Source organism: Nocardiopsis sinuspersici (assembly GCF_001998325.1).
In the GTDB taxonomy this organism is placed as follows: domain Bacteria; phylum Actinomycetota; class Actinomycetes; order Streptosporangiales; family Streptosporangiaceae; genus Nocardiopsis; species Nocardiopsis sinuspersici.
This window is the reverse complement of record NZ_MCOK01000001.1, coordinates 2289764-2305300: the sequence shown is the minus strand read 5'-3', so window position 1 is coordinate 2305300 and position 15537 is coordinate 2289764. Positions and strand designations below refer to the sequence as shown.

The 15537-nt window shown below is 74.5% G+C and carries 14 protein-coding genes; 6 read left to right on the top strand and 8 right to left on the bottom strand.

What is annotated here, in order from left to right; translation table 11 throughout:
- Positions 1-22: 22 nt before the first annotated feature.
- The 3 genes from NOSIN_RS09920 to NOSIN_RS09910 form a co-directional block, all read right to left on the bottom strand.
- Positions 23-517, bottom strand: a complete 495-nt coding sequence (locus NOSIN_RS09920; RefSeq protein ID WP_077690453.1) for a metallophosphoesterase family protein — start codon at positions 515-517, stop codon at positions 23-25.
- A 50-nt stretch (positions 518-567) separates the two neighbouring features.
- Positions 568-1239: a lysophospholipid acyltransferase family protein gene (locus NOSIN_RS09915; protein WP_077690452.1), complete on the bottom strand. Its 672-nt coding sequence runs from the start codon at positions 1237-1239 to the stop codon at positions 568-570.
- Between the two features lie 186 nt (positions 1240-1425).
- Entirely contained in the window at positions 1426-2349 is a 924-nt protein-coding gene (locus NOSIN_RS09910; protein ID WP_077690451.1) for a threonine/serine dehydratase, read from the bottom strand.
- 103 nt (positions 2350-2452) lie between these two features.
- Here NOSIN_RS09910 and NOSIN_RS09905 point away from each other — a divergent pair, with 103 nt between their 5' ends.
- The gene (locus tag NOSIN_RS09905; protein WP_077693522.1) at positions 2453-3373 is read left to right on the top strand and encodes a LysR family transcriptional regulator; all 921 of its coding nucleotides are present in this window, start codon (positions 2453-2455) and stop codon (positions 3371-3373) included.
- 106 nt (positions 3374-3479) lie between these two features.
- Here NOSIN_RS09905 and NOSIN_RS09900 read toward each other — a convergent pair whose 3' ends face one another.
- Complete coding sequence (locus NOSIN_RS09900) at positions 3480-4112, bottom strand: trimeric intracellular cation channel family protein (RefSeq protein WP_077690450.1); 633 nt, start codon at positions 4110-4112, stop codon at positions 3480-3482.
- Between the two features lie 273 nt (positions 4113-4385).
- Between NOSIN_RS09900 and NOSIN_RS09895 the strand changes: the two genes are divergently transcribed.
- Positions 4386-5750 carry a dihydrolipoyl dehydrogenase family protein gene (locus tag NOSIN_RS09895; RefSeq protein ID WP_077690449.1) on the top strand — a complete coding sequence of 455 codons (1365 nt, stop codon included), beginning with the start codon at positions 4386-4388 and terminating at the stop codon, positions 5748-5750.
- 12 nt (positions 5751-5762) lie between these two features.
- Here the strand turns inward: NOSIN_RS09895 and NOSIN_RS09890 are convergent, their stop codons facing one another.
- Both NOSIN_RS09890 and NOSIN_RS09885 read right to left on the bottom strand, forming a co-directional pair.
- Entirely contained in the window at positions 5763-6617 is an 855-nt protein-coding gene (locus NOSIN_RS09890; protein ID WP_077690448.1) for a siderophore-interacting protein, read from the bottom strand.
- An 88-nt stretch (positions 6618-6705) separates the two neighbouring features.
- Entirely contained in the window at positions 6706-7740 is a 1035-nt protein-coding gene (locus NOSIN_RS09885; protein ID WP_077690447.1) for an N-acetylglucosamine kinase, read from the bottom strand.
- Positions 7741-7936: 196 nt separating this feature from the next.
- Here NOSIN_RS09885 and NOSIN_RS09880 point away from each other — a divergent pair, with 196 nt between their 5' ends.
- Both NOSIN_RS09880 and NOSIN_RS09875 read left to right on the top strand, forming a co-directional pair.
- Complete coding sequence (locus NOSIN_RS09880) at positions 7937-9202, top strand: GNAT family N-acetyltransferase (protein WP_077690446.1); 1266 nt, start codon at positions 7937-7939, stop codon at positions 9200-9202.
- A 70-nt stretch (positions 9203-9272) separates the two neighbouring features.
- A complete protein-coding gene (locus tag NOSIN_RS09875) occupies positions 9273-10535 on the top strand; it encodes a GNAT family N-acetyltransferase (protein WP_077690445.1) in 1263 nt (420 codons plus the stop codon).
- Between the two features lie 51 nt (positions 10536-10586).
- Here NOSIN_RS09875 and NOSIN_RS09870 read toward each other — a convergent pair whose 3' ends face one another.
- Positions 10587-11645, bottom strand: a complete 1059-nt coding sequence (locus tag NOSIN_RS09870; RefSeq protein WP_077690444.1) for an aminotransferase class V-fold PLP-dependent enzyme — start codon at positions 11643-11645, stop codon at positions 10587-10589.
- A gap of 172 nt (positions 11646-11817) precedes the next feature.
- Positions 11818-12357 carry a MarR family winged helix-turn-helix transcriptional regulator gene (locus tag NOSIN_RS09865; RefSeq protein WP_077693521.1) on the bottom strand — a complete coding sequence of 180 codons (540 nt, stop codon included), beginning with the start codon at positions 12355-12357 and terminating at the stop codon, positions 11818-11820.
- Positions 12358-12736: 379 nt separating this feature from the next.
- Between NOSIN_RS09865 and NOSIN_RS09860 the strand changes: the two genes are divergently transcribed.
- Positions 12737-13699: an MBL fold metallo-hydrolase gene (locus tag NOSIN_RS09860; protein WP_077690443.1), complete on the top strand. Its 963-nt coding sequence runs from the start codon at positions 12737-12739 to the stop codon at positions 13697-13699.
- A 72-nt stretch (positions 13700-13771) separates the two neighbouring features.
- Positions 13772-15535, top strand: a complete 1764-nt coding sequence (locus NOSIN_RS09855) for an FAD-dependent monooxygenase (protein WP_077690442.1) — start codon at positions 13772-13774, stop codon at positions 15533-15535.
- Positions 15536-15537 lie beyond the last annotated feature (2 nt).

Below are 15537 nucleotides of genomic sequence, written 5' to 3'. Positions count from 1 at the left end.
GGGGGCCGGTCCCGGGGCCCGTTCAGCGCACCTGGTGCAGGCGGACGTCGTGCAGGCGCGCGTCTCGCAGGGTCGCGGTCATGTAGGTGTGGTGGGGCTGGCGGCGCCGGTCGGTGGGCGAGCCGGGGTTGAGCAGCCGCAGCCCGGAGGGGGCGGTGGTGTCCCAGGGGATGTGGGAGTGTCCGAACACGAGCACGTCGTGGTCGGGGAAGCGTTCCTGGCAGCGTTTCTCGCGTCCCCGCGCGTCACCGGTCTCGTGGACGACGGCCAGGCGTACCCCGCCGAGGGTGGCGTGGGCGACCTCGGGCAGCCGTGCGCGCAGGTCGGGGCCGTCGTTGTTGCCGTACACGCCGATCAGGTGCGCGGCCCGCTCCTGGAGGCGTTCCAGGCTGGCCAGGTCGCACCAGTCCCCGGCGTGGACCACCGTGTCGGCCCGTTCGACCTCCCGCCACACCTGGTCGGGCAGGTCGCGCGCGCGGCGCGGGATGTGGGTGTCGGACAGGAGCAGTACACGCATGCTCCCAGCGTAGGTCGGCCGTGTCCGCTCCCCGGGGAGCGGCGGGGGTGTTACTCGTCGCCGCGGAAGGAGTTGTACTCCCCGGCCCGCTCCTGGCCGGACAGGGCGTGGACGGCGTCCATGACGCGGTCGGTGATGACCCGTCGGGCCTTGCCCGGGGGCAGGTGGTCGTAGCCGGCGGAGAAGTCCATCGGTGTGCCGAAGCGGATGGTGAAGGGGTGCGGGCGCGGCATGGACGCGCCGATGGGCTGCACGTGCTGGGTGCCGCTCACGGCCACCGGTACGACCGGGGCCTTGGACTCCATGGCCAGGTGGCCCACGCCGGTGCGGCCCCGGTACAGGCGGCCGTCGCGGGAGCGGGTGCCCTCGGGGTAGATGACGCAGGCCTCGCCCGCGTGCAGCCGGTCCAGCATCATCTCCAGGGAGAGCATGGCGCCGCGCGCGTCGGCGCGCTGCACGGGCATGGCCCCCAGGGAGGAGAACACGGTCTTGGTGAGGCGGCCCTTGAGGCCGGTGCCCTCGAAGTAGTCGGACTTGGCCAGGAACCGTACCCGGCGCTGGGTCACGGACAGGGGGATGACGACGCTGTCCACGAACGACAGGTGGTTGCTGGCCAGCAGTACCGCGCCGGTGGCGGGGATGTTCTCACGGCCCTGGATGGTCGGGCGGCACAGGGTACGGGCGAGCACCGATGCCGTCTGCCGCAACGCGCCGTAGAGCACGTGGTCTCCCTCACGAATGGTCGGATGCCGGAGTCCAATGTAAGGGCGACCAGTGGGTAACAACGGCGTCGGGGCGGGGAGAGTGCCCCAGGTCACCGGTCGGGTGGAGCGGTCCGCGGCGGCGGGCGGGGGACGCGTGCCCGCCCGCCGTGCGGGCACGCGGTGGCTCCGGGGCGCGCGGGCGGGTCAGTCGACGCGCTGCCACTGGGCGTTGGCTCCGCACACCACCAGGCAGGGGCGCTCGCCCGGGACCCGTCCGGCCAGCCAGGCGGCGAAGGGCACGGCCGCGGCCGGTTCGGTGGCGATGCGGAACTCCTCCCACAGCCGGTCCTGTGCCTGGACGATCTCGGCGTCGCTGACCAGCACCGGGGTCACCGGGTGCTCGCGCAGCACCTCGAAGGGCACCCGGCCCAGGGAGGCGGCGCCCAGCGCGGAGGAGGCCACCGAGTCCACGGTGCCCTCCACGGGGTGGCCCGCGGCCAGCGCGGCGTGCATGCTCTGGCAGCCCTCGGGTTCGGCGCCCACGACCTGGCGTCCCTGCGCGCCCAGGCGGACGCCGGCGACCAGTCCGCCACCGCCCACGGCGACGGCGATGGTGTCGCACTCGGGGGCGTCGGCGGCGATCTCCAGCCCGATCGTGCCCTGGCCGGCGACGACGAGGGGGTCGTCGAAGGCGTGCAGGTAGGGCACGTTCTCGGCCTCGGATCGTGCCCTGGCCGCCTCGGCGGCCACCGCGTAGTGCTCGCCGACCCGGACGATCTCGGCGCCGGTGGCGGCCAGGGGCGCGGCCTTGGCCCGGGGGACGGTCTCGGGGACGTAGACCGTGGCGTGGACGCCGAGCAGGCGGGCGGCGGTGGCCACGCCCAGGCCGTGGTTGCCGCCGGAGGCGGTGATCACCCGGTCGGTGGGAGGTCCGCCCAGGAGGGCGTTGAGGGCCCCGCGCAGTTTGAACGCGCCGGTGCGCTGCAGGTGCTCCAGTTTGAGCGTCAGCGGACGTCCGTCGACCTCGGTGTGCAGTACCGGGGTGCGGCGGGCGTGCGGGGCGATGCGTTCGGCGGCGGCACGGACGTCGGTGGCCGTGGGCACTGCGTGTGCGGTCTGAGGGCTCATGTGTCCCACTGTGCCGCTACCGGTCATTAACTTAAAGTTGGGTCTGCTAAAGATCATTAAGCAGGTCTTTGCGTCGTCCGTCGTCGGAGGGAGTGTGGTCGCCGTGTTGGACGCCCACCGGTTGCGTGTGCTCGTGGAGGTCGCGCACGCGGGATCGATCGCGGCCGCGGCCGAGCGGCTCTCCTTCACCCCGCCCGCCCTGTCCCAGCAGCTCACCAAGCTGGAGCGTGAGGTGGGCTGCCGCCTGGTGGAGCGCGGCCGTACCGGTGCCGTCCTGACCGGGGCGGGCCGGGTCCTGCTCGAACACGGCGAGCGGGTGCTGGGGGAGCTGCGTGAGGCCGAGCAGGCGGTGCGCGCCTTCGCCGGCGCGGTCCCCGAGCGGTTGTCGCTGGGTGCCTTCGCCAGCGCGGGCAAGGTCCTGCTGCCCGCCACCCTGGCCGCGTTCGGTCACGAGCACCCCCAGGTGCGCCTGTCGCTGTCCGACGTCGAACCTCCCGGCGGATACGACCTGGTCACCTCCGGTGAGCTGGACCTGTTGCTGACCCACCGCTATCCGAGTGTGCCCCTGCCCCGCGCGGGCGGGCTGCACCGCGAGCGCGTCCTGGTGGATCCGCTGATGGTGGTCGCTCCCACCGGACATCCGGTCACCGACCGCGACCCGTCGCTGGCCGACCTGGCTGGGGAGGAGTGGATCTGCGGTGCGCCGGGCATCCACAACCGGGTCAGCCTGGACACCGCCGCCGCCGACGCGGGGGTGCGTCTGGGCGTGGCCTATGAGACCCGTGACTACGAGGTGGCCCTGGCGCTCATCGAGGCCGGTGTGGGTGTGGCCCTCATTCCGCTCAGCATCCTGGTGTCGGCCCGCCGGGGCGGCTGGGTGAGCCGTCCGCTGCGCGACGTGCGCCTGGCCCGTGAGATCTACGCCGTGCACCGGCGCCGTCCGCCCGATCCGGTTCCGGCGATGGTCGCGATCCTGCGGGGTGTGGCGGCCCGTGCCCTGGAGCCGCAGGGCGGGGACGGCTGAGGGGGCCGGTGCGCGCACCGCACAGCCCGTGCCGCGTGCTCCCGCTCCCGCCGGTCCGCTCGCGCGGGTCCGTTCTGGTCCGTGCCGTGCGGGTCGGCGCGGGGTCTCACAGGGGCGGGGCGCCGGGCGGGCTGGGCGCGCTCCACCGGTACAGCAGGGACAGCAGCCGCACGGTGAAGCACAGCAGCGCCCCCACCACGGCGATCCAGCCCCAGGTCAGGCCCACGGTGTAGAAGGTGGCGACCAGGCCCGCGCCCAGCAGGGCCGGGGTGGCGTACAGGTGCGAGTTCGCGCTGAGCACGGTCGGTACGCGGTTGAGCAGGACGTCGCGGATGGTGCCGCCGCCCACACCGGTGACGACGCCGAGCAGGGTGGCCTGCAGGGGGCCGAAACCCAGCTCCAGGGCCTTGGTCGACCCGATCACGGCGAACAGGCTCAGCCCGGCCGCGTCGAAGACGAGGATCGGTTTGGTCAGGTGGGTGAGCTGGCGGCTGAGGAAGAACGCGGCGGTCGCGCCCAGCAGGGCGGTGCAGATGTAGCGCCAGTCCTGGAAGGTGGCGGGGGTCACGCCCAGCAGCAGGTCGCGGATGACGCCGCCGCCCAGCGCGGTCACCATGCCCAGGGTCAGGACGCCGACGATGTCCACGCGCGCGGTGCGGATGGCGGTCAGCGACCCGTCGATGGCGAAGGCGAGGATACCGATGAGGTCGAGGACGAGGATCAGGGTCTGGGTGGACATGCGCGTGTGCCGGGGAGGGCGCTTCCTTCCGGGTGGAGCGGCTGGGACCGGTGCCGACCGACCATTCCACCACGTCCCGGGCACGCCGGCCGCCCGTTGGCCCTGTGACGCGCCGCACGGTCGGCGCGGGGCGAGGACCTCCCGCGCCTTCGCCCCGCCCCGCGCGGTCGCGGCGGCGGACGGCGCGGGGCCGTGCGACGGCGTGTCGGCCCCTTCCGCGTCCCGGGCGGGGACACCATCGTGGTGAGTGGGACGCGGGCGGAGTGAGGGCACATGGAACACGAACACGTGGACGCGGTCGTCATCGGCATGGGGCCGGGCGGTGAGACCGTCGCGGGCAGGCTGCTCGCCGCGGGCAGGCGGGTGGCGGTGGTCGAGCGCGAGCTCATCGGCGGCGAGTGCGGGTACTGGGCGTGCATCCCCACCAAGGTGCTGCTGCGCCCGCCGGAGGTGGGACGGGAGGCGGAGGGCGCCGCGGGGCTCTCCCGCCCGGACCTGGAGTGGTCGGGGCTGCGCGCCTACCGGGACCGGATGATCCGCCACCTGGACGACTCCGCGCAGGTGCGGGGCTACCGGGACCAGGGTGCGCTGGTGCTGCGGGGCGCGGGGCGCCTGACGGGCCGCGACCCGTGGCGGGTCGGGGTGGGCGAGGCCGAGCTCACCGCCGACCACGTGGTCGTGGCCACCGGGTCGGAGCCGGTGCTCCCGCCGATCGAGGGGTTGGCGGAGCTGGACTCCTCGGTGGTGTGGACCAACCGGGAGGCCACCACCCTCACCGACGTTCCGGAGCGCGCGCTCGTGGTGGGCGGCAGCGCCGTGGGGGTGGAGCTGGGCCAGTTTCTGGCCCGGGTGGGCTCGCGGGTGACGGTGGTCCAGCGCGGCCCCCGCCTGGTGGACCGCGAGGAGCCCCGGCTGTGCGAGCTGATCGGTGACCAGTTCGAACGCGAGGGCATCACCGTGCACCTGAACACCCAGGTCTCCTCGGTGGCGCGCGACGGCGACGGGGTGGAGGCCACCCTGGAGGGCGGTGAGCGCGTGAGCGCCGACGTGGTGGTGCTCGCCACCGGGCGCCGTCCCCGTACCGGGGGGCTGGGGCTGGCGGAGGTCGGCGCGGAGCTGGACCGCTCCGCCCTGGTGGTGGACGAGCGCTGCCGGGCGGCGCCGGGGCTGTGGGGGATCGGCGACGTCACCGGTCGGGCGATGTTCACCCACGTGGCCAAGTACCAGGGGCGCGTGGTCGCCGACAACATCCTGGGCGGGGACCGCGGCGCCGACTACACCGCCGTGCCGCGGGTGGTCTTCTCCCACCCCGAGATCGCCGGGGTGGGGATCACCGCGGACCAGGCCCGGGAGCGGGGGATCGACACGGTCACCGCCGAGGTCGACCTGCCCGCGTCCCTGGCCCGGCCCTGGACCTATGACACCGATCCGCGCGGCACGCTGGGCCTGGTCGCCGACCGCGGGCACGGGGTGCTGGTGGGCGCGTGGGCGTTCGCCCCCATGGCCTCGGAGTGGATCCACACCGCGGCGCTGGCGATCCGCACGGGCCTGCCGGTCGCGGCGCTGGCCGACTCGATCCCGCAGTTCCCCACGTTCAACGAGGCCTACCTCGTCGCCCTGGAGGAACTGGGCCTGTGAGGGGGAGGGCGCTCAGCTCCGCCTGGCCAGGGCGGCCTCCTCCTCGGCCTCCACCCCCTGGTTCCACTCGCCCTTGGATGCCTGCCAGCCGTCCTCGTCGCGGCCCAGGCGCCAGTAGCCCGACACCGACAGCTGCTCCTTGGGCAGGCCGTGCTCGACGCGCAGCAGGCGGCGCAGGTCGCGGACGAAGGCGGCCTCACCGTGCACGAAGGCGTGGACGCGCCCCTGGGGGAAGTCGAGCGCGCGCACGGCGGGGACCAGGGCCGAGCCGGGGACCCGGCCCGCGCGGTGCAGCCAGTGCACGTGCACGCCCTCACCGCCGCCGAGGCCCTGTTCCTCCTCGGGGCCCTCGACCTCGACGAACACGTGGGCGGTGGCGTCGGGCGAGAGGTGCTGCACGGCGGCGGCGATGGCGGGCAGGGCGCTCTCGTCCCCGGCCATCAGGTGCCAGTCGGCACCGGGGTCGGGGGAGTAGCCGCCGCCGGGGCCCAGCAGGCGCAGCCGGTCGCCCGGCTTGGCGCCGGCAGCCCACACGCCGGCCAGTCCGGTCCCGCCGTGGTGGACGAAGTCCAGGGTGAGCCTTCGGGAGCGGGGGTCCCAGGCGCGCACGGTGTAGGTGCGGGTGACCGGCCACTCCTGGCGGGGGCGCTCGGCGCGCACACGCTCCAGGTCGAAGGGCTCGGGGTCCTGCGGGGCGGGCGGTGGGAAGAGCAGTTTGACGTAGCTGTCGGTGTGTCCGTCGGTGGCGAAGGCCGCCAGGCCCTCTCCGCCGAGTACGACCCGGACCATGTGCGGGGTGAGCCGCTCGACCGTCTCCACCCGTCCCGTGTGGACGGTCCTGGCGGGTCGTTCCTGCCGCTGGGCCACGGCGCCCCCTTCTGCCAAAATGAGTTAGGCAAACCTAAGTAAGACATACCGTATGGCATGGGGTGCTACCCGGGCAAAACACGGGACGTTACCGGGGCAGAGCCTGCGCGGGCCGGTCGGCGGGGTCCCTGCCGTGGTCCCTCTCCGGGCGGGTGAAGACCGCGTGCAGCCGGTGGTCGTCCTCGGGCGCTCCCGCCCGCAGGGCCGCCAGCCAGGCCGCCCCGCCCGCCGTGCACCCGGCCATGGCGACCACGGACCCGGCCGTGCCCACCGCCAGCTTGCGGGTGAGCGCGCGGCGCACCGGCTCCGACCCCGCCAGCACCCCGCCCGCCAGCACCACGGGCAGCCTCTCCCCGGGGGCGCGCACCTGGTGCACCGAGTGCGCCAGGTGCCCGGCGGCGGCCTCCACGATCACCTCGGCCGCCGGATCGCCCAGCGCGTGGGCCCGGCTGACCAGCGGTGCGAGCTCGGCGAGCGTGACCGGGGCGGCGGCGGTCAGGGTCCGGGCGAAGTCGCGGGCGTGCTCCTGGGACAGGTGCTCCTGCCCGTCCCGCGGGCGCCGGCCCGGGATGACCCGTTTGGCCACCGCGCGCGCCAGCGGGCTGAGCGGGCCGCCCCGGGACAGCTGCCGCGCCGTCTCCCGCGCGGCCTGGTGCCCGATCCAGAACCCCGAGCCCTCGTCGCCGATCAGCCACCCCATCCCGTCCGCGGAGCGGGTCCGCCCGCGCTCGTCGATGCGGGTGGCGATGGCCCCTGTCCCGGCGATGAGCACCGTGCCGTGCGCGACCGGGGTCCCCGAGGCGAAGGCGATCTCGTCGTCGCCGGTGAAGACCCCCAGCCCCGGGGGAAGGCCCGCCCGGGCCAGGGCCCGCTCCATGTGCTCGCGCACCTGTTCCTCGCGCAGTGAGGACACCCCGGCCAGACCGACCACGGCGGCGGACACGGCCCCGCGCGCACCCCGGCCGGCCGCGTCCAGAGCGCCCCCGACCGCCTCGGCCAGGTGCTCGGCGGCCCTCTGGGCGCCGTGGGCGTTGGGGTTGGCCCCCTCGGCGCGGGCCCGGCCCACCCGCCTGCCGGCCAGCGTGGTCACCAGCGCACGGGTGGTGGTGCCCCCGGCGTCCACCCCGAGGACGAGTCCGGGCCGCCCGTCCGGCTGGTCGTGTCGGGCCCGGGGTGAGGAGATCGTAGGCGTCACAGGGAAGAGGTGCCCCGTGGCGGCGCGTGTTACTCGCCGGGGCGGCCCGCAAGAGGGGCGCCGTGGCGGGCGCCACGCGAAAAACCACTGGCCTCGGGACGGGTGCGGTTGAGAGAGTCGCCCCATGACAGGTGCGCGACAGGACGGTTCCTCCCGAGACGGCGACTCCGCGTGGACCGTGCGCGGGGGCACGGAGTCCGAGCATCCCGAGGCCCTCAGGGTCTTCACCGAGGCCCTCAACATCCCGCTCCAGGAGGAGCTGCGGGGTGAGCGCGAACATCCCGTGATCGAACACGACCGCACCCTGCTCGCCCTGGACGGAGACCGGATCGTGGGCACCGCCATGGCCCACAGCTTCGAGATGACCATGCCCGGCGGGCCGCGCCCGGTGGCCGGTGTGACGGGTGTGGGCGTGTGGCCCACCTACCGCCGCCGGGGCGTGCTCAGCGCCCTCATGCGCCGACAGCTCGCCGACATCCGCGCCAGGGGCGAGAACCTGGCCGCCCTGTGGGCCTCCGAGGGCGGCATCTACGGCCGGTTCGGCTACGGGGTGCCCTTCCGGGAGATGCGGGCGAGCGTCCAGCGCGTCCACGCCCGCCTGCGCCCCGACGCGCCCCGGGACCCCTCCCTGACCGTCGAACTGGCCGAGCCCGCCCAGGCGCGCGAGGAGATGGAGCGCCTCCACCGGCAGGCCGTCCCCACACGGGTGGGGCAGTTCCCCCGCGGCGCCAACTGGTGGAGCCGCATGCTCACGGACAAGCCCGGCCCCGAGGCCGGGCGCACGCGCGTGGCCCTGGTACACGGCCCCGACGGCCCCCAGGGATACGCGCTGCACCGCCTCCTCAGCCGATGGGAGGTGGGCCTTCCCCAGGGGCAGGTCATGGTGCGCGAGCTGGTCGCCGCCACTCCGGCGGCACGGGTCGCCCTGTACGAGCACCTGCTGGAGCGCGACCTGATCGCCGAGACGGTCTTCCAGAGCCTGCCCGAGGACGACCCCCTCACCGCCCTGGCGGCCGACCCCCGGCGCGTGGACCAGCACGGCTTCGACGCCTTGTGGATGCGCCTGGTGGACGTGCCCGGCGCCCTGTCGGACCGCCCCTACAACCTTGGGGTGGAGGTCGTACTGGAGGTCACCGACCGGTTCGCGCCGTGGAACGCCGGGCGCTGGCGTCTGAAGGCCGGCACCGGCGGCGCCCGGGTGGAGGCCACCGACGCCGCCCCCGACCTCGGCCTGGACGTGTCCCACCTGGGCGCGGCCTACCTGGGCCGCGTCGCCCTGACCGCCTTCGTGGACGCGGGGGTGGCCACCGAGTACACCCCGGGCGTGGCCGCGCGGCTGGACACCGCCCTGTACGCGCCGCGCGCACCCTTCTGCGGCACCGACTTCTGACGAGGCGACACCGAACACCGCACACACCAGCCGTGGCGCGGGCCACGGCGCAGTCGACAGGCTTTGGCACATGACAACTCATCCCAGTTCCCGTACCGAGTGGACCGTGCGGGGAACCGACCGCGACGAGTACATCGAGGTGATGCGCGTCGTCGGCGAGGCTCTGCTGTCCCCGGAACCCCCGCGAGAGCGCGAGCACCACCTGCGGCCCCTCCTGGACGCCGAGGGCTATGACCGCGTCCTGGTCGCCGTGGACGGCGACGAGGTCGTGGGCTCGGTCAACGACTTCGCCTTCGAGATGGCCATGCCCGGCGGGCCGCGCCCGGTGGCCGGTGTGACGGGTGTGGGCGTGTGGCCCACCTACCGCCGCCGGGGCGTGCTCAGCGCGATGATGCGCCGACAGCTCGCCGACATCCACGCGCGCGGGGAGCACTACGCGGCCCTGTGGGCCTCCGAGGGCGCCATCTACGGCCGCTTCGGCTACGGACCGGCGGTCGCGGAGATGGAGACCGGCCTGCGCCGGCCCCACGCCCGCCTGCGCGCCGACGCGCCCCGCGACCCCTCCCTGCGGATCCGCCTGGCCGACCCCGAACAGGTACGCCCGGACCTGGAGCGGGTGCACCGCGAGGTCGCCGCCGTCCAGGCGGGCCGGTTCCAGCGCGCCGAGCACTGGTGGGACCGCACGCTGCGGGACCTGCCCGAGCAGCGCGACGGCGGGGGACCGCTGCGGGCGGTGGTGGTCAGCGCTCCCGGCGGGCCGCTGGGATACGCCCTCTACCGCACCCGCAACAGGTGGGAGCGCGACGGCTCCCACGGCGAGGTGCACGTCCAGGAGGTCACCGCCACGGCGCCGGCCGCGTGGACCGCCCTGTACGAGCACCTGTTCAACCGCGACCTGGTCGGTGAGGTCCTCTTCGCCTCCCTGGCCGTGGACGACCCGCTGCACCACCTGCTCGCGGACCGGGGACGGGCTGTGCCCACGCTCTACACCTCCCTGTGGGTGCGCCTGGTGGACGTGCCCGCAGCCCTGTCCGAGCGCTCCTACGCCGCACCCGTCGAGGCGGTCCTGGAGGTCGCCGACCGGTTCGCGCCGTGGAACGCCGGGCGCTGGCGCCTGAGGGCCGGCACCGGCGGCGCCCGGGTGGAGGCCACCGACGCCGCCCCCGACGTCAGCCTGGACGTGTCCCACCTGGGCGCCGCCCACCTGGGCCAGACGGCGTTGGACGGCTACCTGCGCGCGGGCCTGCTCACCGAGCACACCACCGGCACGGTGGAGCGCCTGGACACCGCGCTGCACTGCTCCCGGGCGCCGTTCTGCGGCCAGGTCTTCTGACACGGCGCCCGGTCCGCGCGCACCGCCGCGCGCGGACCGGGCCTGCGGTTCTCAGCCCCTGAGCGCCTTGACCAGGCGGTCCACGTCGGACTCGTCGTTGTACAGGTGGAAGGCCGCCCGTAGCCGCCCGTCGCGCACGGCGGTGGTGATCCCCTCCCGGGCCACGCGCTCCATGGCGTCCTCGGACACGGGCAGGGACACGATCGCCGACCCGGCCGGCTCCATGTCCATGGCCTCGCGGAAGCGGTCGCCCAGGGCGGCGTCGTGCTCGCCGACCGTCGCGATCCCCACCTCCTCCAGCAGGGCCAGGGACTCCTCCAGGGCGATCCAGGCCGACCACACCGGTGGCAGGTCCAGGCGCCGGGCCCGCTCGGCGAGGCGCAGCGGTCCCCCGTACAGCGACTCCCACCGGTCACCGCCCGCGTACCAGTTCGCGGCCAGGGGGTCGAGCGCGGCCAGGGCCTCGGCGGTGCCGGTGAGCAGGGCGGCCCCGCGTGTGCCCAGCAGCCACTTGAAGGTGGAGCACACCGTGTAGTCGATCCGGTCGGCGTCCAGGGGCAGCCACCCGGTGGACTGGGTGGTGTCCACCAGCAGCCTCGCGCCGTGGTCGGCGCAGGCCCGGGTGAGGTCGTGCAGCGGGGCGAGGACGCCGTCGGCGGACTGCACGGCGGAGACGGCCACCAGGGAGGTGCCGGGGCCGACCTCCTCGGGCAGGTGTTCCAGGGGGACCTCGCGTACCCGCACCCCGTCCTTCTGGCGGTTCAGGAACGGAAAGACCACGGAGGTGAACTCCTCGCGTGCGAGCAGCACCTCCGAGCCCGGGGCCAGGCCGGCGGCCACCGTGCCGACGAGCTGGGCGACGTGGCTGCCGATGGCCACGCGGTCGGCGGACACACCGCTGACGCGGGCGTAGGCGGCGCGGACCCGCTCGATGGCGGGGTCGGTGTCGGCGGGGGAGAACCGGCCGGCGGCCACCTCGCGGGTGTGCCGTTCCAAGGCTCGCAGTGTTCGGTGGGGCGTCAGGCCGTGTGTGGCGGTGTTGAGGTAGGTGTTCTCCGCGGAGAACTGCTGCCTGGCGGAGCGTAGGCGGGCGCGGCTGGAGTCGTCCATGCTCTGATGCTCACAGCCGTGAGGGGAGCGCTCAAGGTCCACTTCGGGCCGCGGCGGACTGGGTTTCCCGGGGGAGTGCGCCAAGCGCGCCGGATGTGCCGGGTGTGCCGGACGTTGCGGGTGGCGCCGGTGCGGCGGCGGGCGGGCCGGGTCCGGCGCGGGCCCGGGGCCCTCAGCTGCGGAACTTGGCCTTGGCGTTGGTGGAGCCCGCCATGAGTTTGTTGAGCAGGCGCACGAGTTCCTGGCGCTCCTCGGGTTCGAGCGCCTGGGCCCAGGCGCTCTCGCGCCGGTTGTGGGCGCGGAAGCCGCCGAGGATCGCCCCGTAGCCGGCCTCGGTGAGGCTGAGCTGGAGGGCGCGCCGGTCGTGGACGGCGCGCTCGCGCACGATGAGCCCGTCGCGTTCGAGGGTGTTGAGCAGTGCGGACAGCGCGGCCCGGCTCATGCCGGAGATCTCGGCGGTGGTCTTGGCCTCCATGGGGCCGGCCAGCCACAGCGCGAAGATCACCCTGAACCCGGGCCAGGTGAGTCCGCGCGGGCGGTGCACGGACGACTCCAGGTCGTAGATGACCATGCTCGTGGCCCGGTTGAGGGTCAGGACCATGCGCATGGCGTCGGCGTTGACGGAGGGCAGTTCCTGCTCGGCCTTCTGCACCGCGTAGTCCACGAATGACCAGAAGGTGAGATCGCTTGGGGGGGCGGTGTTATGGGTCACGGCGACCACCCTAGTACCTGGGGTACGCGCGCTGTTTACCGCGTTTTTCCTCCCCGGCGCCCGTGTGGAGTGGATATGGCACGGCCTGAGTGCTTTGTGAATACGCGCTTCGCGCGACTCCGCGGACGGCGGGGTGAGGGTCCCGGAGCCGGGGTCAGGGGGCTCGGCGCGGAGGCGGCGGGGCGACGGGCCGGTGGAGTGCCGGGCGGTGGCCGGTGGCGGGGTGAAGAGTAGCCTTGCCGTGTGACCTGCATCACGTGGGGACCGGGCCCGTGCCTCTTGGCCCTGTGGCGTGGGGCACGTTATGGTCATAATCATCAAACATTTGATCAATTGGGCGGCCGCGTCCGTCCCCGAGCGAGTGAAGGGTCCTTCGACCATGGCAGCCAAGCCGTTCGCCTCATCCGCCGACACCGAGGCCAAGCCGCAGACCCTGGAGGTCCTGGCCGACGGGGTCTACGCACTCACCGCCGAGGGCGACCCCAACGTGGGCGCCATCGAGGGCGAGGACTTCCTCGTGGCCTTCGAGGCCCTGGCCACCCCCGCCGCCGCGCGGGACTGGCTCGCCCTGCTGCGCCAGCACACCGACAAGCCCGTCCGCTACCTGGTGCTCTCGCACTACCACGCGGTCCGCGTCCTGGGTGCCAGCGCCTTCGACGCCGAGATCATCCTCACCCACGAGAAGACCCACGAGCTCATCCGCGAGCGCGGTGAGGAGGACTGGGCCAGCGAGTTCGGCCGCATGCCCCGCCTGGCCAAGGACGCCGACTCCGTGCCCGGCCTGACCTGGCCCACCCAGACCTTCGCCGACCGCACCACCATCGACCTGGGCGGCGACCGAGGCGAGCTGGTCCTGCAGTACTTCGGCCGGGGCCACACCGAGGGCGACGTCGTCGCCTGGCTGCCCAAGCACAAGATCCTCTTCGCCGGCGACCTCGTCGAGGCCCAGGCCGCCCTCTACACCGGCGACGCCTTCCACCACGACTGGTCCGGGGCCACCCTGGACGGCGTCAAGGCCCTGGGCGCCGAGATGCTCGTCGGCGGACGCGGCGCCGTCAGCCGCGGCCGCGCCGAGGTCGACGCCGCCATCGAGCAGACCCGCAACTTCCTCAACGTCATGATCGCCGAGGTCGGTGCGGTCCACGGTCGCGGCGGTACCCTCAAGGAGGCCTTCGAGGCCACCCACGCCGCCCTGGCCGGCGACTACGGCCACTGGCCCATCTTCGAGCACTGCCTGCCCTTCGACGTCTCCCGCCTGTGGGACGAGTTCTCCGGCATCGAGCGCCCCGTCATCTGGACCGCCGAGCGCGACCGGCAGGTCTGGGACCAGCTCCAGGGCTGACCCCGGCACGCCCACCCCCTCCTTCTCCCGTCCGCGCCCATACGGGGCGCCCACGCCGAACGGAGCCACCACATGCGACCCCCTGCTCCACGCATCCCCGCCGATCCAGCGGCGGACCCCGCCGCCGAGCCCGTCCTGGTGCTCGGCGCGGGGCCGGTCGGCCAGACCGCGGCCCTGCTGCTGGCCCGGCGCGGAGTCCCCGTACTGGTCGTGGACGGGCGCCCCGAACGCGACGCCGTCGGATCCAAGGCCATCTGCCAACAGCGCGACGTACTCGACGTCTGGGACTGGCTGGGCGCCGGGACCATCGCGAGGGAGGGCCTGACCTGGGACACCGCCCGAACCTTCTACCGCGGACACGAGCTGTTCAGCGTCCACCTGGCCGACCCGGCGGCCTCGTCCCTGCCCCCGTTCGTCAACATCTCCCAGTCCCGCACCGAGGAGGTCCTGGACGAGCGCATGGCCCAGGCGGGCGTGCCGGTCCTGTGGAACCACCGGGTCACCGGCATCGCCCAGGACGGGCACGGCGTCACCGTGGAGTGCCACACCCCCCAGGGGCCGGTGAGCCTGCGCGGCTCCCACGCCCTGTCGTGCCTGGGCGCCCACGGCGGCGTGGTCCGCGAGGCACTGGGCCTGGCCTTCGACGGCACCACCTTCGACGACCGCTTCCTCATCTGCGACATCCGGGCCGACCTCGCCGGCTGGGAGCGCGAGCGCCGCTTCTACTTCGACCCCGAGTGGAACCCCGGCCGCCAGGTGCTCATCCACCCCTGCCCCGACTCGGTGTACCGCATCGACTGGCAGGTCCCCGCCGACTTCGACCTGGCGGCCGAGGAGTCCAGCGGCCGCCTGGAGGCCCGTATCCGCCAGATCATCGGCGAGCGGCCCTACGAGATCGTCTGGCACTCGGTCTACCGCTTCCACACCCGCGTGGCCGAGCGCATGCGCGAAGGCCGCGTCCTGCTGCTCGGCGACAACGCCCACCTGGTCGCCCCCTTCGGCGCCCGCGGCCTCAACTCCGGCGTCCAGGACGCCGAGAACGCCGCCTGGAAGCTCGCCTACGTCCTGGCCGGATGGGCGGGCGAGGAACTGCTGGAGAGCTACCACGCGGAGCGCCACGCCGCGGCCCTGGAGAACGCCGACGTCACCAGCGCCACCATGCGCTTCCTGGTCCCCCACGACGAGGAGGCGCACCGCACCCGCGTCACAGTGCTCGAACAGGCCCTCACCGAGGAGGCGGCCCGCGCCCGGGTCGACTCCGGGCGCCTGGCCGAGCCGTTCTGGTACACCGACTCGGCCCTGACCACCCCCTGCCCCGAACGCCCCTTCGGCGGGCGGCCCCCGCGCGGACAGGCCCCCGCCCCCTGCCCCGGCGTGATCCTGCCCGACGCCCCCGTCACCCTGCCCGGCGAGGACGCGCCCACCCGCGTCCGCCCCCTGCTGCGCGAGGGCCTGACCCTGCTGGTGGGCGCCGCGCCCCAGGGCCGCGAGCCCGGCGCGTTCCTGGAGGGCGTGCGCACCGCCGCGCGCGAGGCCACCCGGGCCCCCGTCCACGCCCTGTACCTGGACGGGATCGACACCACCGGCGCGCTCACCAGGGCACTGGACCCCGCCCCCGGCCAGGCGTGGCTGGTGCGCCCCGACGCCCACGTGGCCGCGGTCGTCGCGGGCGGCGACACCGCCGCCGTGCGCGCCGCGGTGCGCACCGCGCTGGGGTTCACCCCCGGCGTTCCCGAGCCCGTCGGCGCGGCCGAGGCGGCCGGCCTGTCGGCCGAGCCCGCCGCCGACACCCCCGGCACCGACCCGCGCGGCGACGAGCCCGCCCCGACCGCCTGACC